General features: G+C 71.4%; 22 protein-coding genes and 2 tRNA genes. 9 read left to right on the top strand and 15 right to left on the bottom strand.

Annotation, left to right across the window (positions count from 1 at the left end):
* Positions 1–130: 130 nt before the first annotated feature.
* The 11 genes from ACEXOR_RS00850 to serS all read right to left on the bottom strand — a co-directional run bounded on the left by ACEXOR_RS00850 (position 131) and on the right by serS (position 8,054).
* Positions 131–583: an iron chaperone gene (locus ACEXOR_RS00850; RefSeq protein ID WP_374847458.1), complete on the bottom strand. Its 453-nt coding sequence runs from the start codon at positions 581–583 to the stop codon at positions 131–133.
* 554 nt (positions 584–1,137) lie between these two features.
* Positions 1,138–1,227 (bottom strand) — tRNA-Ser (locus ACEXOR_RS00845).
* On the bottom strand, positions 1,213–1,935 hold the full coding sequence (locus tag ACEXOR_RS00840) for an alpha/beta family hydrolase (RefSeq protein ID WP_374847457.1): 723 nt from the start codon (positions 1,933–1,935) through the stop codon (positions 1,213–1,215). Before ACEXOR_RS00840 ends, ACEXOR_RS00845 begins: the two co-directional genes overlap by 15 nt.
* A 10-nt stretch (positions 1,936–1,945) precedes the next feature.
* Entirely contained in the window at positions 1,946–3,250 is a 1,305-nt protein-coding gene (locus ACEXOR_RS00835; RefSeq protein ID WP_374847455.1) for an LCP family protein, read from the bottom strand.
* Between the two features lie 99 nt (positions 3,251–3,349).
* On the bottom strand, positions 3,350–3,937 hold the full coding sequence (locus ACEXOR_RS00830; protein ID WP_374847454.1) for a DUF1349 domain-containing protein: 588 nt from the start codon (positions 3,935–3,937) through the stop codon (positions 3,350–3,352).
* A gap of 10 nt (positions 3,938–3,947) precedes the next feature.
* Positions 3,948–4,262 (bottom strand): winged helix-turn-helix domain-containing protein, encoded by a 315-nt coding sequence (locus tag ACEXOR_RS00825; RefSeq protein WP_374847453.1) that lies wholly within the window; start codon positions 4,260–4,262, stop codon positions 3,948–3,950.
* A complete protein-coding gene (locus tag ACEXOR_RS00820) occupies positions 4,259–4,705 on the bottom strand; it encodes a hypothetical protein (RefSeq protein ID WP_374847452.1) in 447 nt (148 codons plus the stop codon). The genes ACEXOR_RS00825 and ACEXOR_RS00820 overlap by 4 nt, the downstream gene beginning before the upstream one ends.
* Positions 4,706–4,769: 64 nt before the next feature.
* Positions 4,770–5,663, bottom strand: a complete 894-nt coding sequence (locus tag ACEXOR_RS00815) for a patatin-like phospholipase family protein (protein WP_374847451.1) — start codon at positions 5,661–5,663, stop codon at positions 4,770–4,772.
* A 35-nt stretch (positions 5,664–5,698) separates the two neighbouring features.
* Positions 5,699–5,788: transfer RNA gene (locus ACEXOR_RS00810), tRNA-Ser, on the bottom strand.
* Positions 5,789–5,919: 131 nt separating this feature from the next.
* Positions 5,920–6,780, bottom strand: a complete 861-nt coding sequence (locus tag ACEXOR_RS00805) for an HAD family hydrolase (protein WP_374847450.1) — start codon at positions 6,778–6,780, stop codon at positions 5,920–5,922.
* Positions 6,777–8,054, bottom strand: coding sequence for a serine--tRNA ligase (gene serS / locus ACEXOR_RS00800; RefSeq protein WP_374847449.1), 1,278 nt, complete (start codon positions 8,052–8,054; stop codon positions 6,777–6,779). Before serS ends, ACEXOR_RS00805 begins: the two co-directional genes overlap by 4 nt.
* A 64-nt stretch (positions 8,055–8,118) precedes the next feature.
* Between serS and ACEXOR_RS00795 the strand changes: the two genes are divergently transcribed.
* A complete protein-coding gene (locus ACEXOR_RS00795) occupies positions 8,119–9,153 on the top strand; it encodes a diacylglycerol/lipid kinase family protein (protein WP_374847448.1) in 1,035 nt (344 codons plus the stop codon).
* A gap of 67 nt (positions 9,154–9,220) precedes the next feature.
* Here ACEXOR_RS00795 and ACEXOR_RS00790 read toward each other — a convergent pair whose 3' ends face one another.
* A complete protein-coding gene (locus tag ACEXOR_RS00790) occupies positions 9,221–10,036 on the bottom strand; it encodes a type 2 periplasmic-binding domain-containing protein (protein ID WP_374847447.1) in 816 nt (271 codons plus the stop codon).
* A 42-nt stretch (positions 10,037–10,078) separates the two neighbouring features.
* Between ACEXOR_RS00790 and ACEXOR_RS00785 the strand changes: the two genes are divergently transcribed.
* Both ACEXOR_RS00785 and ACEXOR_RS00780 read left to right on the top strand, forming a co-directional pair.
* The gene (locus tag ACEXOR_RS00785) at positions 10,079–10,480 is read left to right on the top strand and encodes a DUF5997 family protein (RefSeq protein WP_374847445.1); all 402 of its coding nucleotides are present in this window, start codon (positions 10,079–10,081) and stop codon (positions 10,478–10,480) included.
* Positions 10,481–10,526: 46 nt separating this feature from the next.
* The gene (locus tag ACEXOR_RS00780; protein ID WP_374847444.1) at positions 10,527–11,942 is read left to right on the top strand and encodes a maltokinase N-terminal cap-like domain-containing protein; all 1,416 of its coding nucleotides are present in this window, start codon (positions 10,527–10,529) and stop codon (positions 11,940–11,942) included.
* A 70-nt stretch (positions 11,943–12,012) separates the two neighbouring features.
* Here ACEXOR_RS00780 and pheA read toward each other — a convergent pair whose 3' ends face one another.
* Positions 12,013–12,945 carry a prephenate dehydratase gene (pheA, locus tag ACEXOR_RS00775; protein ID WP_374847442.1) on the bottom strand — a complete coding sequence of 311 codons (933 nt, stop codon included), beginning with the start codon at positions 12,943–12,945 and terminating at the stop codon, positions 12,013–12,015.
* 58 nt (positions 12,946–13,003) lie between these two features.
* On the opposite strand from pheA, the gene pgm reads away from it, so the two are divergent.
* Complete coding sequence (gene pgm / locus ACEXOR_RS00770; protein ID WP_374847441.1) at positions 13,004–14,632, top strand: phosphoglucomutase (alpha-D-glucose-1,6-bisphosphate-dependent); 1,629 nt, start codon at positions 13,004–13,006, stop codon at positions 14,630–14,632.
* Between the two features lie 32 nt (positions 14,633–14,664).
* On the opposite strand, the gene ACEXOR_RS00765 is transcribed toward pgm, so the two are convergent.
* Together ACEXOR_RS00765 and ACEXOR_RS00760 are read right to left on the bottom strand one after the other, a co-directional pair.
* Positions 14,665–15,219 carry an NADPH-dependent FMN reductase gene (locus ACEXOR_RS00765; protein ID WP_374847440.1) on the bottom strand — a complete coding sequence of 185 codons (555 nt, stop codon included), beginning with the start codon at positions 15,217–15,219 and terminating at the stop codon, positions 14,665–14,667.
* Entirely contained in the window at positions 15,216–16,016 is an 801-nt protein-coding gene (locus ACEXOR_RS00760) for an IclR family transcriptional regulator domain-containing protein (protein WP_374847439.1), read from the bottom strand. Before ACEXOR_RS00760 ends, ACEXOR_RS00765 begins: the two co-directional genes overlap by 4 nt.
* 169 nt (positions 16,017–16,185) lie before the next feature.
* On the opposite strand from ACEXOR_RS00760, the gene ACEXOR_RS00755 reads away from it, so the two are divergent.
* Genes ACEXOR_RS00755 through ACEXOR_RS00735 form a run of 5 tightly spaced genes read left to right on the top strand, consistent with a single transcriptional unit; the run spans position 16,186 to position 20,939 of the window.
* A complete protein-coding gene (locus ACEXOR_RS00755; RefSeq protein WP_374847438.1) occupies positions 16,186–17,409 on the top strand; it encodes a CaiB/BaiF CoA transferase family protein in 1,224 nt (407 codons plus the stop codon).
* On the top strand, positions 17,402–18,190 hold the full coding sequence (locus ACEXOR_RS00750) for a citryl-CoA lyase (protein WP_374847437.1): 789 nt from the start codon (positions 17,402–17,404) through the stop codon (positions 18,188–18,190). The genes ACEXOR_RS00755 and ACEXOR_RS00750 overlap by 8 nt, the downstream gene beginning before the upstream one ends.
* Positions 18,190–19,053, top strand: a complete 864-nt coding sequence (locus ACEXOR_RS00745) for a DODA-type extradiol aromatic ring-opening family dioxygenase (protein WP_374847436.1) — start codon at positions 18,190–18,192, stop codon at positions 19,051–19,053. Before ACEXOR_RS00750 ends, ACEXOR_RS00745 begins: the two co-directional genes overlap by 1 nt.
* Positions 19,054–19,066: 13 nt before the next feature.
* Positions 19,067–19,441, top strand: coding sequence for a hypothetical protein (locus ACEXOR_RS00740; protein ID WP_374847435.1), 375 nt, complete (start codon positions 19,067–19,069; stop codon positions 19,439–19,441).
* Positions 19,442–19,478: 37 nt separating this feature from the next.
* Positions 19,479–20,939: an amidohydrolase family protein gene (locus ACEXOR_RS00735; protein WP_374847434.1), complete on the top strand. Its 1,461-nt coding sequence runs from the start codon at positions 19,479–19,481 to the stop codon at positions 20,937–20,939.
* Positions 20,940–20,962: the final 23 nt, after the last annotated feature.

Below are 20,962 nucleotides of genomic sequence, written 5' to 3'. Positions count from 1 at the left end.
CCCCCCTCCCCCCCCCCCCCCCCCCCCCCCCCCCCCCCCCCCCCCCCCCCCCCCCCCCCCCCCCCCCCCCCCCCCCCCCCCCCCCCCCCCCCCCCCCCCCCCCCCCCCCCCCCCCCCCCCCTGGGCCGGGTCAGCTCACGGCGCGCTTCACGAGGGCGGCGATGGCCTTCTCCTCGGCGTCGCCGATGGCGGTGAGCGCGTAGGCGGTGGGCCACATGGCGCCGTCGTCGAGTGCGGCCGGGTCGCTGAACCCGAGCGTGGCGTACCGGGTCGAGAACTTCTTGCCGGCCTGGAAGAAGAACACCACCTTGCCTGCTTTGGCGTAGGCCGGCATCCCGTACCAGAGCCGTGGTGCGAGTTCGGGAACCTCCCGCAGCACGATGGCGTGCAACCGCTCGGCGATGACACGGTCGTCGTCCTCCATCGCCGCGATCGCGTCGAGCGTGTCCTGCGCCTCGGCCGCGGCCTTGTCGGCCGCCTTGCTGCGCGACTTCTCCGCGCGCAGCTCGGCCGCCCGCTCCTTCATGGCGGCGCGCTCCTCGGCGCTGAACCCGCTCGTCTTGTCGCCCGATGCTGCGGCCATGGTCGCCTCCTGTCTGCGCGCACCCCCCGGCGCCCGCCTCATCGGCCACGCTACCGATCCGCGCCCGCCGGCGCTTATCCGTTCCTGCTCGATCGGCTGCGACCCGGCGCTCGCCCAGCCGAGGCTCACGCCAAAACGCATTGCGGATGCTGTGGCGCTAGACAGGATAGGGCGCCAAGCCAGGTCAGTTGTCGTCTAGCCCGTCGAGGGGTAGCTGGTCCCGCGAAAGCGACTCGTGGGGTGCGCGACCGTCCCGAATGATGCCCGAGTTTATCTGAAGTTTTGCAACACCCTACACAGTGAAGGGTTCGGCAAAACTAGTGCAAAACTCGCGATGTGATGCACCACCTGTCGCCGCTCTGAATGAGTCCGTTTGGACGAGCGGCGTGTAGCGTTCCTGCTGCGGGAACGGCCGACCGAGCCGGGCAAGGAGCCATCGGGCTAGATGGCCGAATGCCGCCAGAGTAGAACCGGAAACCAGATCGGTCGCCTTGGGATCTCTGTATCGACAAGGATCTACGAGCGGTTCGCAATGCGGAGTGAAAAATCCAGTGCGGAGACGGTGGGATTTGAACCCACGGTACCCTTGACGGGTACTCCACCTTAGCAGGGTGGTGCACTAGGCCGAACTATGCGACGTCTCCTTGGCTTTCGCCTCCGCCATCATAACCGACCTCGCGCACGAACCTCGCCACGAGGTCTGCGGCCTCCGCGAGGTTCTGGCCGTGGGTGCGGCCCGACACCTTCACGCGCGGCTTGAACTCGTGCTCCCCGTCGCCGAGCCAGACCATCCGGATGCCCGACGGCAGCCCGTACGTCGCCACCTCGTCGCGGGTGCCGAACGGGTCGCGCTCGCCCTGGCAGATCAAGGCCGGGGTGCGCAGGGCGAGCAGGTGCCCGGTGCGCAGCTTCTCGGGTGAGCCCGGCGGATGGAACGGGTAGCCGAGGCACACCAGCCCGCTCACCTCACCCGCGTCGCGCAGGTCGTCGGCCACGAGGCTCGCCACCCGGCCGCCCATCGACTTGCCGCCGATCACCAGGCGGGGCGACGCATCCGGGGCCGTCGCGAGCTCGAACCGCACCCGCGCGACCGCCGCGCGGTACTCCCCCATCAGCGTCTCGGCCTTCGGCGGGGGCTTCCGCGAACCGGTGCGCCGCGCCGCCATGTAGGCGAACTCGAAGCGGGCCAGGCGCACTCCGCGGTCGGCGAGCAGGGCGGCGACCGTGTTCATCCAGTCCGAGTCCATCGCGGCTCCCGCTCCGTGCGCGAGCAGCAGCACCGGCCCGGCAGCCGGGCCCGACCACAGGATGGCGGGCTCCGCGAGAGCGTCAGCGTCGGTCGGGCGGGGCACGCGCGTGGGCCTACTCGTTGCCTACCGAGCAGGTGTAGTCGGCCGCGGTCTGGCCCTTGACGGTGGTGGGGAGCAGGGTGGAGCCGTCGGCGAGCACGGATCCGGGTTCGGGCGCCGCCGGAGCGTCGGTGGCGGGCGAGTCGGGGTCGACGGGGGCTGCGGTGTCGGCGGGGGCCGCGACATCCGGATTCACGGGCGCATCGGGGGCGACCGGCGCGTTCGGGTCGACGACCGAGGCGATGCCGCCCGGGGCCGCCACGGCCACCGGCTGGTCGGCGAGGATGGCGGCGAAGAGGATCTCGGCCGCCTCCTCGTCGGGCGCCACCTTGCCCGCGGGCACCCAGTCGGCGTAGAAGTTCGGGTAGGCCACGAAGGTGACCTTCGAGAGGTCCATGTCCTTCAACGCCAGGGCGATCGACACCATCGTGTCGGGCGAGGCGAGGCGCTGTGAGAGCGTCATGTTGCTCGCCGCCGCTTTGGCGAGGCCGTAGAGCTTGCCCGGGTCGGTGAGCGTGGAGTCGGACTTGATGGTGCGCACGAGCGACGAGAGGAACACCTGCTGCGAGGAGATGCGGCCGATGTCGCTGCCGTCGCCGACGCCGTGCCGGGTGCGCAGGAAGCCGAGCGCATCCGCCCCCATCAGCGGGTGGGTGCCGGGCTCGAGGTAGACGCCCGTGAACGGGTCGTCGATCACCTCGGCCACGCACACCGGCACCCCGCCCACGGCGTTCGACATCTCGATCACGCCGTTGAACTGGATCTGCGCGGCGAACGGGATGCTCAACCCGGTGAGGCTCTCGACCGTCAGCACCGTGCAGGCCAGGCCGCCCATCGAGAGCGACTCGTTGATGGGAGCGGTGTAGCCGCCGCCGTCGGGGCACTCGGGGATGTCGACGACGAGGTCGCGGGGAAAGCTCACGACCGTGGCGTTGCTGTGGTCTTCGGCGATGTGCATGAGCATGGTGACGTCGTTGAGCTCGCCGCCCTCGTCGTCGCCGTAGGCGTCACCCTGGCCGGTGCGGCTGTCGCTGCCCACGAGCAGCAGGTTCACACCGCCGTCGATGGCCGAGAGCTCGGGCGGAGCGGCGGCTCCGGCGGCCTGCGCCTGCAGGGCCTGGTCGTCGGAGACGAGCGAGACGGTCTGGATGGAGCTCGTCACGTCCCAGGTGGCGTAGGCCGCGAGCGAGACGCCGCTCACTCCGAGCACGGCTGCGACGGCGACGACCGTGGTCGCGACGGCCCTCAGCGGGTGCGGTGTGCGCTGGCGGCCGTGGCGAGCGAACGGTGTCTGCGTGGTGATCAGCGATTTCCCCATCGGCAGAAGTCTGGCACATCCCCGGCCCCGCCCCTCCGGCCGCGCTGCGGCTGAGTCGCGCCGTGATGTCGCACTCAGGCGCGACTCAGCGGGCCACCGTCAGTGCAGTGCGGTGTCGGCGGGGGTCGTGCGCCAGGCGTGGAAGGCGACGGTGAGGTCGGCCCGGGAGGGCGCGCAGACGAGCGGGCCCGCCTCCGCCTCGAGGTCTCCGGCGAAGGGCAGCAGGCGCACGAGGTGCAACGCCCCGCCGTCGACGGCGGCCCGCACCGTGAGCGCGTCGTCGCCCCGGCTCACGCGGATCAGCACGCGCGAACCGAGCCAGCCGGGCACCGGGGCGACCGACCAGTCCGACCGGCCATCCGTCACCACCGCCCCGAGCTGCAGCTGGCCGTCGGCGAACTCGACGCCCGCCTTCACCCACGTCTCCTCGGATGCGCGCACGAACACGCCCGCCTGGTCGAACTGAGCGGCGAACCCGGCCGTGAACTCCACTTCCACCGCGGTGCCCACGGCGAACGGGGCGAGCAGGGCGTGCTCGGTGTCGTGCACGAAACCGTAGGAGGTGTGGCGCCAGGCGTCGCTGCCCTCGACGGCGGTGACGAGCAGGTCGCCGTCGCGCTCCTCGGTGGCGGTGGGGGCGGTGGTCCAGCGGCCGGCCGACCAGGGCAGGGAGACGACGTCGTTCATGCCGACCAGGCTAACGCTCGTCGCCTGCCACGATCGCCTCGAGGGCCGCGAGGTGCCGCTTCAGCGCCCCCCGCCCCTCGGGCGTGATCGACAGCCATGTGCGCGGCCGCTTGCCGAAGTAGCCCTTGCGCACCAGCACGTAGTCGGCGGCCTCGAGCTGGCCGACCTGCTTGCTGAGCGCCGAGTCCGAGATCTCGATGCCGTCGCGCAGCACCTTGAACTCGATCTCGTCGGCCCGGCTCAGTGCCGCCACGATGCTCAGCCGGATGGGCGCCGAGAGCAGCTCGTCGACCCGGTGACGGGGGTGCACCCGCTCGGCGGTCACCGTGCATCCCGGCGGGTGCCGAGCACGGCGACGGGCAACGCGGTGATCACGGCGAGCGGCACCCAGAGCAGCAGCGACCGCTCCTCGACCAGGAACGACAGTGCCAGCGCCACGAAGAACACTCCGCTCGAATACGCCACCCCGCGGCGGTAGCGCGCCAGCCAACCGCGGGTGACGACCTTGCGGCCGAGGTTGTAGGCGGTGACGACGATCAGGATGCCGGCGGCATAGCCGCCGGAGATGGCCGCCGCCTGCAGGCCGGTGGCGGTGGGGAAGAGGTAGATCGCCGCGAGCAGGAACGCCGCCATCAGCGCGCCCAGGAACACGCTCATCGCGGGGGCCAGCCAGGCACGCCCGGCCAGGGAATCCCCGCGGTCGCCGGCGGTGGACGCCACGTCGATCAGCTCGCGGGCGGCGTGGGGGGTGAGTTCGGTGTCGGTCATGAGGGCCTCCTCGGCTTGTTCATGCCATCATCGCATTAACTTTCCAGAATGGAAAGTACCAAACTCAGCGCCAGAAGGCGCGCACCGCCTCGGCCACCAGGTCGGCCTGACGTCGGCCCGCCTCGGCCGACGCGCGCCGGGAGCTGCTGAGCAGCGGATTCGGGCCGAAGGCCGCCGTGCTCTCGTCGTCGGCCTGCACCACGAACACCTCGCTGCGGCCGCGCAGGGTGTCGATGGTGCCCGGCAGCGTCGGGCCGAGTCCACTCATCGGCGCCTCCGGCGAGCAGGCGACCACGAGGATGGCCTCGCAGTCGGCCGCGACGTCGGCGTTGGTGGCCGAGCGCATCCCGCCGTCCATGTAGGGGTGGCCGTCGATCGTGACGGGCTTGAAGACGCCGGGGACAGCGCAGCTCGCGGCGACGGCGCGCACGAGCTCCACGTCGGAGTCGCGGTCGAACACGGTGAAGTGCCCGGTCTCGGCGTCGACCGCGGTGATGCGGATCTCGCCCTCCGGCCAGTCGTCGCCGGGCAGCAGGGGGCGCATCCTGGCGAGGCTCTGCTTGTCGTCGGAGCGCTGGTAGTCCTCGAGCGCCAGCTCGCCGATCGTGCGCCGGGCCGCGGCCTCGCCCTCGGTGCTGGCGAAGCCGGCCATGATGGCCTTCATCGTGCGGGAGAGGTCGCGGTCGCTCTCCGCCGCGGCCTCCGCCTTCGCCTCGGCCGGGGTCGGGTCGGCCACCACTGCTGCGTAGGCCGCGTCCAGCGAGCCGGCGCGCAGCCCGACGGCCACCACCGATCCCGCCGAGGTGCCCACCACCACGTCGGCCGCCCGCAGGTCGATGCCGTGCCCCAGCAGGCCCGACACGAGCCCGGTCTCCCAGGCGATGCCGGCGACGCCGCCGCCGCCCAGCACCACCGCCCGGCGCGGGCCGGCTGAGGGGTTTCGATCGTCGTCGGTCATCGCGTCTCCTCGGGATTCCGGATGCACGGCTTGCGTGGCGGAGGGCGCGAGATTCGAACTCGCGAAGGCTTTAACACCTCACCAGTTTTCAAGACTGGCTCCATCGGCCGCTCGGACAGCCCTCCCGATCACCCGGCGACGTATCGCGGGCGACCAGCCACGAGCTTACCGCGCCGCTGTCTGAAGCGTGCTGCGAGCACGGCGGCGCGCATCCGGGCCCCGCGGCTGCGCGCCTCCGGGTCGCGGGCGGCGCGCCTCAGAGGGTCGCGAGCGCCTGCGCCACTCCGTCGTCGTAGACCGACGCGGTGGTCTCGGTCGCGGCCGCGATCACGTCGTCGGGCGCTTGACCCATCGCCACCGCGCGACCGGATTCACCGGCCCAGTGGAACATGTCGAGGTCGTTGCGCCCGTCGCCGATCGCCATCACGCGCGAACGCGGGATGTCGAGGGCCGCGCGCACGCGCTCGAGCCCCGTGGCCTTGTTCACGCCGTCGGGCGCGATGTCGAGCCAGGCCGTCCAGCCGATCGAGTACGACACACGGTGCAGGCCCATGCGGTCGACCACCGCGAGGAAGTCCTCCATGTCGTGATCGGGCGACACCACCACCACACGGGTGGCCTGGATGCCCAGCATCTCGTCGAAGTCGACCTTGCGGGTCTGCTCGCCGAGCGCCGCCTGGGGGAACGCGTCGGTGTACATGAAGTTGCCGGCGTCGTCTTCCACGGCGAACACGGCCTCGGCCAGGTGTGACCGGATGGTGGTGAGCACCGGCCCCGGATCGAACACCTCCACGTGTTCCTGTCGATAGCCCAGTGGCGCCGACGGGTCGCGCTTGAGCGTGACCGCACCGTTCGCGCACACGAGGTACTCGGGTGCGATGTCGAGCTGCGCCACCACGGGCAGCGTGTGCACCGAGGAACGGCCCGTCGCGAGCATCACCTCGTGGCCGTCGGCGACCGCGCGGCGCACCTCGGCGCCCACGATCTCGCTCAGCGAGCCGTCTTCGTGCAGCACCGTGCCGTCGATGTCGAGCGCGACCAGCCAGCGGTCGGCCGATGCGGCTGCGGCCGTCACGTCCGCGGCCCGGGTCACGTCGTCCGTCACCTCGCCGCTCACGGCGCCTCGATCAGCGACAGCCCACCCAGGTACGGCCGCAGCACCTCGGGCACCACTACCGACCCGTCGGCCTGCTGGTGCGTCTCGAGCAGCGCCACGATCCAGCGCGTGGTGGCCAGCGTGCCGTTCAGCGTCGCCACCGGCGCCGTCTTGCCCGACTCGGTGCGGTACCGGGTGTCGAGGCGTCGCGCCTGGTAGGTGGTGCAGTTCGAGGTGGAGGTGAGCTCGCGGTAGGTCTGCTGCGAGGGGATCCACGCCTCGGTGTCGAACTTGCGCGCGGCACTGGAACCGAGGTCGCCCGCCGCCACGTCGATCACGCGGTACGACAGCCCGAGGTCGGTGAGCATGCCCTCCTGGTACGACAGCAGCGCCTCGTGCTCGGCCTCGGCGTTCTCGGGCAGCACGTAGCTGAACATCTCGAGCTTGTTGAACTGGTGCACGCGCAGGATGCCGCGGGTGTCCTTGCCGTGCGAGCCCGCCTCACGCCGGTAGCAGGTCGACCAGCCGGCGTACCGCAGCCCCGGCTCCTCGGGCTTCGTGGGGTCGAGCTCGAGGATCTCCCCCATGTGGAACCCGGCGAGCGCCACCTCGCTCGTGCCGGTGAGGAACAGCTCATCCGCCGGCAGGTAGTACACCTCGTCGGCGTGCTCGCCGAGGAAGCCCGTGCCGTCCATGGTCTCGGGCCGCACCAGCGTGGGCGTGATCAGCGGCGTGAAGCCGGCGGCGAGCGCACGGTCGAGGGCCAGGTTCATCAGCGCGATCTCGAGCCGTGCCCCGATGCCGGTGAGGAAGTAGAAGCGCGCGCCGGAGACCTTGGCGCCGCGCGCGAGGTCGAACAGCTTCAGCGACTCGCCGAGCTCCACGTGGTCGCGGGCCTCGAAGTCGAACTCGGGCTTCGTGCCCACTTCGCGGAGCGTGACGAAGTTCTCCTCGCCGCCCTCCGGCACGCCCTCGACGACGATGTTCTGGATGCGGCGGGCCGATGCGGTGAACGCAGCCTCCGCATCCGTCGCCCGTTGCTGCGCGGCCTTCACCGACGCGGAGAGCTCCTGGGCCTGGGCCACGAGGGCCTTCTTCTCGTCTTTGGGGGCCGCCGCCACCGTCTTGCCGAAGGCGTTCTGCTCGGCCCGCAGGTTCTCGAACTCGGTGAGTGCCGCGCGGCGTTCGGTGTCGGCGGCGAGCACGGTGTCGACCAGGTCGACGGATGCCCCCCGCGCACGCTGCGAGGCTCGGACGACATCGGGGGCTTCACGCAAGAGAACGGGATCGATCACGGCATCCAGTCTACGTGCGGGGTACCGCACGGGCTCGCGGGCGGTGAGACGGTACGGTGAATCCGTGGCACGAGATGCGGGAGCGCAGACTCCACCGCGAGCGGCGATGGTGGTCAACCCCATCAAGGTCGACGCGTCGAAGCTGCGCGGCGTGGTCGAGGCCGCCGAGAAGGCGGCCGGCTGGGGCGAGACGCTCTGGTTCGAGACCACCCCGGAGGACTCGGGCGGACTCGTGACCCGCGCCGCCGTGGAGCAGGGCGTCTCGGTGGTGATGGCCGCCGGCGGCGACGGCACCGTGCGCGCGGTGGCGGAGGCGCTGCGGAGCACCGGAGTGCCTCTCGGACTGCTGCCGGTGGGAACCGGCAACCTGCTGGCCCGCAATCTCGAGCTGACCCTCACCAACGTCGAGCGCGCGGTGACCACCGCCCTCACCGGGCGCGACCGCGCGATCGACCTGGGCGTCATCGACGTGACCCGGGGCGACGGCACGCGGGAGCAGCACGTCTTCCTGGTGATGGCGGGGCTGGGCCTCGACGCCAAGATGATCGCCAAGACCAACAAGACGCTCAAGCGGCGGGTGGGATGGCTCGCCTACGTCGACGGCATCGGTCGCGCGCTGCCCGAGCTGAAGCCGGTGCGGCTGCGGTTCCGGCTCGACGGCTCGGCCTGGCGGTCGACCTCCGCGCACACGGTGATCGTGGGCAACTGCGGGCTGCTGCCCGGCGGACTGATGCTCATCCCGGCCGCGCGGCCCGACGACGGCCTGCTCGACATCGTGGCCCTGCGGCCGGAGGGGCCGTTCGGGTGGCTCAAGGTGTGGAACAAGATCGCCTTCGAGAACGGCGTGCTGCGAAAGTCGGCGGCCGGCCGCCGCATCATCGACCTCAACCACGACGTGCGCTCGGTCACCTACTCCAAGGGCCGCGACTTCGAGCTGCGGCTCGAGACCGAGGAGGAGATCCAGCTCGACGGCGACGAGTGGGGCAGGGCCCGGGCGGTGCACAGCTGGGTGGATGCGGGCGCGCTGCTCGTGCGCGTGCCTCTCACCACGCCCGTGCGCCCCGGGCACGCCCCTGCCCGGGGTCTCGCCGCCCCGTAGCCGAGTTGCGCCAAAACGCCCTCTCGCGGGCTCGCGAGGGGCGTTTTGGCGCAACTCGGCGAGGGGGTCAGCGGGGGCGGCGGGGGCGGGTGCGGCCCGGGGCCGCCGCCCGCTTGGGGCGGGAGGCCGCCGCCGCGCGGGCCTCGGCCGCCCGCGCCTCGGCGGCCCGGGCCTTCGCCTTGGCCGTGCGCTTCTGCTTGGGGGCGGGCTCGTCGGTGGCGGCGGCGGGGCGGGAGCTGTTGGCCGTGCGTCCGCGCACGACGCCCACGAACTCCTCCACCAGGGCCGCGCGGTCGGGAGCGAGGTCGGCCCGCCAGACGAGCGCGACCGTGGTGGTGGGGGCACCCGTGACCGGGCGGGAATCCACGTCGCGGCGGCTCCACAGGCGGGCGAGCGACTTCGGCAGCAGCACGGCGCCCACCCCCGCGGCCACCAGCTCGACCGCCTCGGGGCCGCCGGTGGGGGTTGCGGCGACCGCGTGCATCCGGTCGCCCAGCAGGGCGGTGAGCTCGTCGAGCGAGATCTCGTCGACGGCTGTGATCTCGTGATCGCGCGGCACCACCACCACGGGCAGCTCGTCGTAGAGCGGGATGGCGTGCACGCCCTCGGTGACGATCGGCAGCCGCGCGATGACCGCGTCGGCGGGCAGCGGTTCGGCGGATGCCTCGGCAGCCGCGTCGTCGGCCACACCCGAAGACGCCCGGGCGGCGGAGCGCCCGGCATCCGGAACCGCCTCGAAGAGCACCGTCAGCGGGTCGGCCGAACCCAGCGCGACGGAGTCGAGCGCGATGGCCTCGAGGGGCGTGCCCGGGAACCGTTCCGACCAGACGCGGAACCACTTCGACGGCGTGACACCCGGCACGAACGCGACGCGAAGCCCCACGGCGCCCCCTCTCGATCGGCCTGCCCAGGATACGCTGTGCGGATGAGCCCCGCGAAGACACCGCAGACCATGAAGCCCGCGACGGCTGCGAAGAAGCTCGGCATCTACCTGCCGGCCGCCCCCGCCGAGTTCCAGGAGCAGCCCGTCACCCGCGAGGCGCTGAACGCCCTGCTCGAGTCGCCGCCCGAGTGGCTCGTCGAGCTGCGCCTGAACGGCCCGCACCCGCGCGAGGTGATGGCGCGCAAGCTCGGCGTCTCGATCTCGGGCCTCGCCCGGGCCGAGGTGACGGATGCGCTGACCACCGCAGAGATCCAGACCCTGCTGCAGTCGCCGCCCGAGTGGCTCATCGCCGAGCGCGCCACGCAGGCCGCGGTGCGCGAGGAGAACCGCCGGGTGAACGAGGTCAAGGCGGGTAAAGCCGCCCTCGCCGCCGACTCCGAGTAACCTCCGTTCCCTGGCGGGTCGCGGCGGCCCGGCGTACGTTCGAAGCATGAGCGTGCCCACCGTGAGCCTGCCCGTGTACACCGAGGTACGACCGGAACTGACCGCGTGGATCCGCGAACAGCGCTGGTACGCCGCCTCCGACGCCAGCCCCGCGCTGACCCGCGTGGGCGTGTGGTCGCTGATCGACCACAAGCATCAGGTGGGCCTGGAGACCCACCTCCTGCTCGACGAGTCAGGGCCCGAGAAGGTGCTCTACCAGGTGCCGCTGTCGTTCCGGTCGTCGCCGCTGCTCGGCGGCGAGCGGCACCTGATCGAGAAGATCGAGGGCGACGGCGGCCCGGTCTACGTCTACGACGGACCGCACGACCCCGCGTTCAGCCGGGCGCTCCTCGGCCTCATGCTCGACGACGAGCTCGAGGCGGGCCCCGCGTCGCCCGAGGGCACCGTGGCGGAGGGGCATCACGCGCTCACGAGCCCCGAGATCCGGGTGACCGACTCGCACGTGCTGCGAGGCGAGCAGTCGAACACGTCGATCATCTACGACCTCGTGCACCTCAACGGCAAGCCCGCCGGCCCGGTGATCTGCAAGCTGTTCCGCGCGCTGAGCGACGGCCTGAACCCGGATGTGACGGTGCAGTCGGCCCTCAGCGACGCGGGTTCGCGACTGGTTCCCCGCGCCGTGGGGTCGGTGTCGGGAACGTGGTGCGACCCGCGCGTCGACGGCGGGCGGGCATCCGGGCACCTGGCCTTCGCGCAGGAGTTCATCCCCGAGGTGGAGGACGCCTGGCGCGTGGCCCTGCGCGCCGCCGAGCAGGGCGAGTCGTTCGAGGCGCTGGGCAAGGCGCTCGGCGAGGCCACGGCGCAGGTGCACACCGAGCTGGCCCGGCTGTTCCCCGTGCGCGAGGCCACACCCGAGGTGGTGGCCACCATCACGGCGAGCTTCCGGTCACGTGCCGCGCAGGCCATCGCCGAGGTGCCGGCGCTCACGGGCGAAGCCGAGGCCATCGAGGCGGTCTTCCGCGCGGCCGAGGGCGCCGAGTGGCCGCCGCTGCAGCGCATCCACGGCGACTACCACCTCGGCCAGGTGCTCGCCGTGCCCGGGCGCGGGTGGGTGCTGCTCGACTTCGAGGGCGAGCCGCTGCGGCCGCTGGCCGAGCGCACCGAACCGGATGCGACGCTCCGCGACGTGGCCGGCATGCTGCGCTCCTTCGACTACGTGGCGGGCTCGCTCGCGCAGTCCTCGCACGCCGAGGCGGCTCGGGCCTGGGCCGTCGAGGCGCGCGACGCCTTCATCGACGGTTACGTCTCGCGCTCGGGGCTCGACCTGCGGCAGCAGCGGGTGCTGCTCGACGCGTTCGAGCTCGACAAGGCGCTCTACGAGGTGAGCTACGAGACCCGCAACCGGCCCGACTGGGTCGGCATCCCGACGGCGGCGGTGCAGCGGCTGGCCGGTCGGGTCTGAGTCGAGGTGACCCGAGCGAGCACAGCTCGCTCGGCGCCGGCGTCGCGGCGCCGATCCACAGGATCGTCGCTCAGAGCTCCAGCGCGCCGGCGATCAAACCCCTGAGCCAGTCGCGCGCCTCGATGAACACGCCGTCGTCGTAGCGGTCGACGTACTGCACCGGCGCGCGGTCGGCCCGCGGGTACGAACCGAGGAAGACGATGTTCGGGCTGAACCGGCGCACGCCCAGCAGCGCATCCGCCACCCGCTCGTCGGTGATGTGTCCGTCGGCGTCGATCACGAAGCGGTAGCGGCCGAGGGCGTCGCCGATGGGCCGCGACTGCAGCAGGGAGAGGTTGACCCCGCGGGTCGAGAACTGCTCGAGCAGTTCGAGCAGAGCGCCCGAACGGTCCTCCGGCAGCTCGGCGATGATGCTCGTCTTGTCGGCACCCGTGGCGGCCGGCAGGGCGGTGCTGCGCGACACGAGCACGAACCGGGTGACCGCGTTGGCGTTGTCGGCGATGTTCTCGGCCAGCACCTCGAGTTCGTGGTGCTGCACGATCTGGGGAGGTGCCACCGCGGCATCCGCGAGATCGTTCTCGAACAGGGCGAGCGCCGAGGCCACGTTCGACGTCGACGGGATGTGGCCGTGGGTGGGCAGGTTCGCGTCAAGCCAGCTGCGGGTCTGCGCGTAGGCGACCGGATGCGCGTTGACGACCCGCACATCCTCGAGTCGGGTGCCGGGCCGGGCCACGAGCACGAACTGCACCCGCACGAGGTACTCGCCCACGATGCGCAGGTTCGGGATGTTCGCGAGGGCGTCGAGCGTGGAGGTCACGCCCCCCTCGATGGAGTTCTCGATGGCGATCATGGCGGCGACGCTGCGGCCCGAGACGACGTCGTCGAAGGCCTCGCCCACGTTGTTCACCGAGCGCCACTCCTGCCCCTGCGCTTCGGGGACCTGGCTGAGGGCGGCCTCGGTGAAGGTGCCGGAGGGCCCGAGGTAGCTGTACGTCTGTGCCATGCCCCGAGCCTAGCGAGGCCGGATGGCACGGCTGCCCGGGCGGTGCCAGACTTGGGGCATGTTCGAGCGTGCAGGCACAGTCGCCCTTCCCGAAGACCTGATCGACGTGGACGCCCTGGTGGCGGCCTACTACGACCTCCATCCCGACGTGAACGACCCCGAGCAGAAAGTGGCGTTCGGCACCAGCGGCCACCGCGGCTCGAGCTTCAACACGGCCTTCAACGAAGACCACATCGCGGCCATCACCCAGGCCATCGTGGAGTACCGGGCCGCTCAGGGCATCACCGGCCCGCTGTTCATGGGCCGCGACACCCACGGCCTCTCCAAGCCCGCGGAGGACACCGCCCTCGAGGTGCTCGACGCCAACGGCGTCACGGTGTGGACCGACTCACGCGGCAGCTGGACGCCGACCCCCGCGGTGTCGCACGCCATCCTGGCCTACAACAAGGCCGGCCACGACGACCAGGCCGACGGCATCGTGGTGACCCCGAGCCACAACCCGCCCTCCGACGGCGGCTTCAAGTACAACCCGCCGCACGGCGGCCCGGCCGATTCCGACGCCACCGGGTGGATCGCCGACCGCGCCAACGAGCTCATCGCCGGCGGACTCGTGGACGTGAAGAGGGTCGCGCGCGGCGAAGGCGCGCCATCCGGAACCTACGACTTCCGGGAGCACTACGTCGCCGACCTGGTGAACGTGATCGACCTCGACGCCATCCAGAAGTCGGGCATCCACATCGGCGCCGATCCGCTGGGCGGGGCGAGCGTGGAGTACTGGGAGCTCATCCGCGACCGCTACTCGCTGAACCTCGAGGTGGTGAACGAGACCGTCGACCCGCAGTGGGCGTTCATGACGCTCGACTGGGACGGCAAGATCCGGATGGACTGCTCGAGCCCGTACGCCATGGCCTCGCTCGTGGCGAGGCGCGACCAGTACGACATCGCCACCGGCAACGACGCGGATGCCGACCGTCACGGCGTGGTCACCCCCGACGCCGGCATCATGAACCCGAACCACTACCTGGCCGTCGCCATCCAGTACCTGTACTCGCGGCGCGAGGGCTGGCAGCCGGATGCCGCGATCGGCAAGACCCTCGTGTCGAGCTCGATGATCGACCGGGTGGCCGGCGCGCTCGGCCGCACCCTGTGGGAGGTACCGGTGGGCTTCAAGTGGTTCGTGCCGGGCCTGATCGACGGCTCGGTGGCGTTCGGCGGCGAGGAGTCGGCGGGAGCGTCGTTCCTGCGCTTCGACGGCACCGTGTGGACCACCGACAAGGACGGCATCCTGCTCGCACTGCTGGCCTCCGAGATCCTCGCCGTGACCGGCAAGACGCCGTCGCGGCTCTACGCGGAGCTCACCGCGGAGTTCGGGTCGCCCGTGTACGAGCGCGTCGACGCGGCGGCCACCAAGACGCAGAAGGCGGCCCTCGCCAAGCTCGACGGCGACGCCATCACGGCCACCGAGCTGGCCGGAGACCCGATCATCGCCAAGCTCTCACATGCTCCGGGCAACGGCGCGGCGGTGGGCGGCGTGAAGGTGGTGACCGACAACGCCTGGTTCGCGGCTCGCCCGTCGGGCACCGAGGACGTGTACAAGATCTACGCCGAGAGCTTCGTGGGCGAGGATCACCTGCGCCGCGTGCAGGCCGAGGCCAAGCAGATCGTCGACGCCGCCCTGGCGGGCTGACCCCGCCCCGGGTTCGGCGCAACTCGGCGAGGCTAGAGCAGGGTGGCGAGCTCGGCCACGAGCGCGGCGAGGGCCCGGTCGTGGCGCTCCGAGGGCGCGAAGCGGCCCTCGTCGAGGTGTTCGGCCACCCACGCGATCTCGACGTTCGCGGCGACGCCGCGCAGCTGCAGGTTCGCGAGCACAGGCTGCAGCGCCACGACCGCCCGGGTTCCGCCCGAGAGCCCGCCGTAGCTCACGAGGCCCACGGGCTTGCCCGCCCACTCGTGCACGAGGTAGTCGAGCGCGTTCTTCAGCGGCGCCGTGTAGCTGTGGTTGTACTCCGGCATCACGAACACGAAGCCGTCGGCCCGGTCGACCTGGGCGCTCCAGCGGTGCGTGTGGTCGTGCCGGTAGTCGCGAAGACGCGGATGCGCCGGCTCGTCGAGCAGGGGCAGGCCGAGCTCCGCGAGATCGGCCACCTCCACCTCGAACGCAGCCGAGGCGCGGGCGGCCTGGACCACCCACTCCCCCACGGCGCCGCCCACCCGGCCGGGACGCGTGCTGGCGATCACGACGAGCAGCCGCGCACGAGCATCCGCCCCGCTCATCGCACGACCTCCGCGAGCGGCCGGCTCTCCCACCGCGCCCAGTCGGCGCTGATGGCGGCAGCCGTGGTGAGCAGCCTCGGCAGGTGCCCCTCGACGAGCGTCTCCACGCTGGTCTCGGCGGCGTGCACGTTCACGTTCACCGCGGCGACCACCCGGCCCGCGCCGTCGCGGACCGGGGCGGCGACCGAGCGGATGGCGGGGGCCAGCTGCTGGTCGGTGAGGGCCCAGCCCGCGGCCCGCACCTCGCGGAGCGCGCTGTCGAGCTCGTCGACGCCCGGCTGCCAGGCCGGCACCACACCCGAGCGCGACGGGTGCTCGAGCACCCGCTCGAGCGACTCCCGGTCGAGCGCCGCGAGCAGCACCTTGCCCAGCGACGTGGCCACGGCGGGGAACCGGGTGCCGATCGACACCGACAGGGCGACGAGCTTGGGCACCGCCACGCGCGCCACGTACACGATGTCGCTGCCGTCGAGCTGCGCCAGCGAGCACGACTCGCCGGTGGCACGGCTGAGCTCGGTGAGGTGCGGGCGGGCGATCTCCCAGAGGTTCGAGGCCGACACGTAGGCCATGCCCAGGTCGAGCACCCGGGGCGTGAGCGAGAAGCTGCCGCCATCACTGCGCACGTACCCGAGCTCGGCGAGGGTGATCAGGATGCGCCGCACCGTGGGGCGGGCGAGCCCGGTGGCGGCGGAGAGCTCGCTGAGCGTCTGCGCCTGCCCGGTGCTGCCGAAGGCCGTGATCACGTCGAGCCCGCGGGCGATCGCCTCGATGAACTCCGGGGTGCTCGTGTCGCGCATAGATCTCCTGCGGTCGGTCGTCCGTTCAGTAATTCATACCGCATCCACTGCTGAAACGCAGCGAGGGGATGTCGGGGAAGACGACTCTTGACACGGCAGCGTGAATGCATTTCACTGCTGTTATCCGCACAGCGGACAGTTGACCGAAGAATTCGATGAGGAGTTCTGCATGGCGGACACCCCGTATCCGACCGCTCGCCGGCCCCGTCACGCCGCACTGCCCGAACCCGCCAGGGCCGCCACCGGCGGGCCCCTGGACGGGTTGCTCGTGGCCGACTTCTCGCGGGTGCTCGCCGGCCCCTTCGCCACGCAGCAGCTCGCCGACCTCGGCGCCACCGTGGTGAAGGTGGAGAGCCCCGGCGGCGACGAGACGCGAGCCTGGGCCCCGCCCGAGCGCGACGGGGTGTCGACCTACTACCTCGGCATCAACCGCAACAAGTACGACGTGGTGCTCGACTTCCGCGACGCCGGCGACCGGGCGGCGGCACTCGAGCTCGCCACCCGGGCCGACGTGGTGATCGAGAACTTCAAGCCGGGCGGGCTCGCGAAGTTCGGCCTCGACTACGCGGCCGTGGCGGCGGTGAACCCCGGCGCGGTGTACGCCTCGATCAGCGGTTTCGGCAGCGCGGGCGGCGCCTCCCTGCCCGGCTACGACCTCATCGTGCAGGCGATGTCGGGGCTGATGAGCCTCACCGGCGACCCCGACGGCCCGGCCTACCGCAGCGGTGTCTCGGTGTTCGACATCATGACCGGCATGCAGGCCACCATCGGCATCCTGGCCGCGCTCGACCACCGCTCGCGCACCGGCGAGGGCCAGCACATCGAGGTGAACCTGCTCTCCACGGCGTTGGCCGCGATGGCGAACCACTCGTCGACGTACGTCGCCGGGGGCAGCGTGCCGTTCCGGATGGGCAACGCGCATCCGAGTCTGTTCCCGTACGAGCCGCTGCCCGCCAGCGACGGCGAGATCATCGTGGTGGCCGCGAACGACGGCCAGTTCCGGCGACTGGTCGAGGTGCTCGGGCTCGCGGAGCTGGCCGACGACCCGCGGTTCGCCCGCACTGAGGACCGCAACCGCAACCGCGCCGAGCTGCGCCCGCTGCTGGTGCAGGCCCTGGCCACCCGGACGATCGGCGAGTGGTTCGACGTGCTCACCGAGGCGGGCATCGCCTGCGGGCCCATCAACACGATCGACGGCGGGGTGGCGCTGGCCGAACGGCTCGGGCTCGAACCGGTGGTGTCGGTGGGCGAGGGCGACCGGGCGGTGCCGGTCATCCGCAACCCGATCCGGTTCTCGCGCACCCCCGCCCGGTACGACTCCCCACCGCCCACCCTCGGCGAGCACGACGAGCTCATCCGCGGCTGGCTCTCCAGAAAGGCGAACGATGCCTGAGTTCCCCACCGCCATCGGCACGAGCACCACCGACAGCATCTCGCTGCTCGGCCACGACCTGGCCGGCGAGCTGCTCGGGCAGATCTCGTTCGGCGAGCTGGCCTACTGGCTCGCCACCAAGCGCCGGCCCACCCCGGGCCAGCTGCGCGTGTTCGAGGCCGTGCTGGTGTCGCTCGCCGATCACGGCTTCACCCCCACGGCCATCGCCGCCCGCCTCACCTACTACAGCGCGCCCGACTCGCTGCAGGGCGCCATCGCCGCGGGCCTGCTCGGCGGCGGTTCGCGCTTCCTCGGCGTCACGGAAGACACCGGGCTCTACCTGCACGGCGTCGTCGCCGGGCTCGGCGACACCTCTGGCCACACCGCCGACGACTGGGATGCGGCCGCTCGCGAGGCCATCACGGCCACCCGCGCCGCCGGCGGGAAGGTGCCCGGCCTCGGGCACCCCGTGCACAAGAACGGCGACCCGCGCACGCCGGTGATCATCCGCATCGCCGAGGAGTCCGGGGTGAAGGGGCCGCACCTGGAGCTGTTCGAGGCCGTGGGCCGCGTGCATCCGGAGATCATCGGGCGAACGCTCCCCCTCAACGGCGCCGGTGTCGCCGGAGCCGCCCTCGCCGACGCCGGACTGCCCGTCGACCTGCTGCGCGGCTTCGCGCTGCTGGCCCGCACGGCCGGCCTCATCGGCCACCTCGCCGAGGAGCGCGAGAACCCCATCGGCCCGGCCGTGTACGCCGAGGTCGACCGCAACGCCGTCTACACACCCCCGAAGGAGAGCTGATGGCCGAACTCACCGCCGTACTCGCCACCACGCATCATCCGTTCTATCTGAAGGCCACCGAGCTCACCCCACCCGAAGAGCGGATGCCCCAGGCCGCCGAGTGGAAGCGCAAGGTCGAGGCGTACCGCGAGACCCTCACCGCCGCGAAGCCCGACGTGCTGGTGATGGTGGGTGCCGACCACTTCCACCAGTTCTTCTACGACAACTACCCCACCTTCCTGATCGGCAAGCAGCCGCGCTACGACGCCACGTTCTCCAACGAGGAGCGCGAGTTCGGCATCCCGACCTACGAGCTCGAGGGCCACGAGCACCTGTCGGGCTTTCTGCTGCAGGGGCTGCTGGACCGCGGCTTCGACTTCTCGGTGAGCCACGAGCTGAAGATCGACCACTCGATCATCTGCCCCATCATCACCACGCGGCCGGATGCCGACCTGCCGATCGTGCCGATCTACACGAACATCTTCGCGCCGCCGTTGCCGAGCCCGAAGCGGTTCTGGGATCTGGGGCGGGCCATCCGCGAGATCATCGACGAGTACCCCTCCGACCAGCGCATCGCGGCCGTGGGCAGCGGCCACCTCTCGCTCGAGCTCGGCGGGCCGCGGCAGTTCGGCGAGACGGGGCCCGACCCGGTGTTCGACCGGCAGGCCATCGAGTGGCTCGGCAACGGCGACATCGAGGCGATCCTCGCGAACGTGACGCACGAGTCGATGTCGGGTTCGGGCAACGCCACGCACGGCTTCATGGACCTCATCCTGATGATGGGCATCGCGGGGCCCGAGAAGGCGGCCTACGTCGACAACCTCGACCTCTTCCACACCATGGAGGCGTACTTCACCTGGTACCCGAACGGCGACCCGAGATGACTGGAGACGTGCGATGAGCGTGTACTTCGTGAACAAGTTCCTCTACCAGGTCGACCGCGACCCGGAACTACTGGCGGCCTACAAGGCCGATCCCGAGGCCCTCGTGAGCCGGTGGGAGAACGATCTCGGCACGCGGCTCGGCAACGGCGACCCCGCCGAGCGCACCACCTGGCTGCGGCTCACGGATGCCGAGCGCGCCGCGCTCGTGGACCACGACTACGTGGCCCTGTTCGAGATCGGGGCGCACTTCTTTCTCTGCCTCACCATCTTCATCGCCATCTACGACGACGACTACGCCGCCCTCCAGGGTCCGCTGTCGTTCCAGCGCGAGTACGCCCAGAAGCTCTCGCACTGGCTCGGCAAGGACTACCCCACCGTCGCCCTCTGACGGCCACCCATCCACCCGCCCGGCAAAGGAGCCGTTCATGTCCGTACCCGCCCCCGCCCTCCCCACCGACGGGCGTCCCACCGTCTTCCGTGACGCCCTCGTGCTCACCATGAACGATCGGCACGACGTCATCCGGCACGGCGACGTGCTCGTGATCGACGACCGGATCGCCGAGGTGGGCAGCGCCCTGGCCGTGCCCGACGGCACGTTCGAGATCGACGCGGCCGGCGGCATCCTGATGCCCGGCATGATCGACACGCACCGCCACATGTGGCAGACGGCGATGCGCGGCTACGGCGCCGACTGGACGCTGACGCAGTACTTCGTCTGGTACTACCTCGAGTACGGGCAGCACTTCCGGCCCGAGGACATCTACGCCGGCAACGCGCTCTCGGCGCTGGATGCGATCGACGCCGGCGTCACCACCACGGTCGACTGGTCGCACGGGCTGCGCACCCTCGAGCACGCCGAGGCAGCGCTGCAGTCGTTGCGCGAATCGAAGGGACGGTTCGTGTTCGCGCCCGGCAACATCTTCGGGGCTCCGTGGGAGTGGTCGGCGAACCCCGACTTCAAGGCCTTCGTGCGGGCCAACGACACCGGCTCCGACCTGCTGCGGTTCCAGCTGGCGTTCGACGTCACCGGCGACCCGGCGTTCCCCGAACGCGGCGCGTTCGAGGTGGCCCGCGAGCTGGGCCTGCCCGTCACCACGCACGCCGGGGTGTGGGGCGCCACGAACGACGACGGCATCCGGCTGATGCACGAGAACGGGTTCATGACTCCTGAGACGGTCTACGTGCACGCGGCCACCCTCAGCAACGACTCCTACCAGCGCATCGCAGCCACCGGCGGATCGGTGTCGCTCTCGACCGAGAGCGAGCAGAGCTGCGGTCAGGGTTACCCGCCGTCGTGGGTGCTGCGGGAGCACGGCATCCCGATGTCACTGTCGGTCGACACGAGCGTGTGGTTCTCGAGCGACCTGTTCACCGCGATGCGCTCGACGCTCGGTGCCGACCGCTCGTGGGAGCACGTGCAGGCGCACGAGAAGGGCGAGACGGTGACGCACTCGCACCTGCGGGCCGAGCACGTGGTCGACTGGGCGACGCGCGGCGGGGCCCGAGCGCTCGGGCTCGACGACGTGACGGGCAGCATCGAGGTGGGCAAGAAGGCCGACCTGGTGCTGCTGAAGAACGACGGATCGCCCTCGATGTTCCCGGTCACGAACCCCTACGGGCACGTGGCGCTGCAGGTGGGCCGGGCCGACGTGCACACGGTGCTCGTCGACGGGCGCGTGGCGAAGTACGACGGCGAGCTCGTGGGGCACGACCTGGCGCGCACCCGCACGATGGTGGAGAGCACCGTGGAGTACCTGCAGTCGATCCTGGGCGAGGAGACCTGGACGGGCGGCATGAACCCCGACATCCCCGAGACCAAGGTGCTCGACAACCCGTACATGTACACCGACTTCCGCACGGCGGCCACGCACACGGCGACCGAGTAGCCCTGGGGCCTCGCGGAGTGGCC

The sequence above is a fragment of the Herbiconiux liangxiaofengii genome (assembly GCF_041927335.1).
Lineage (GTDB): Bacteria > Actinomycetota > Actinomycetes > Actinomycetales > Microbacteriaceae > Herbiconiux > Herbiconiux liangxiaofengii.
This window is presented reverse-complemented; position numbering and strand designations above follow the sequence as displayed.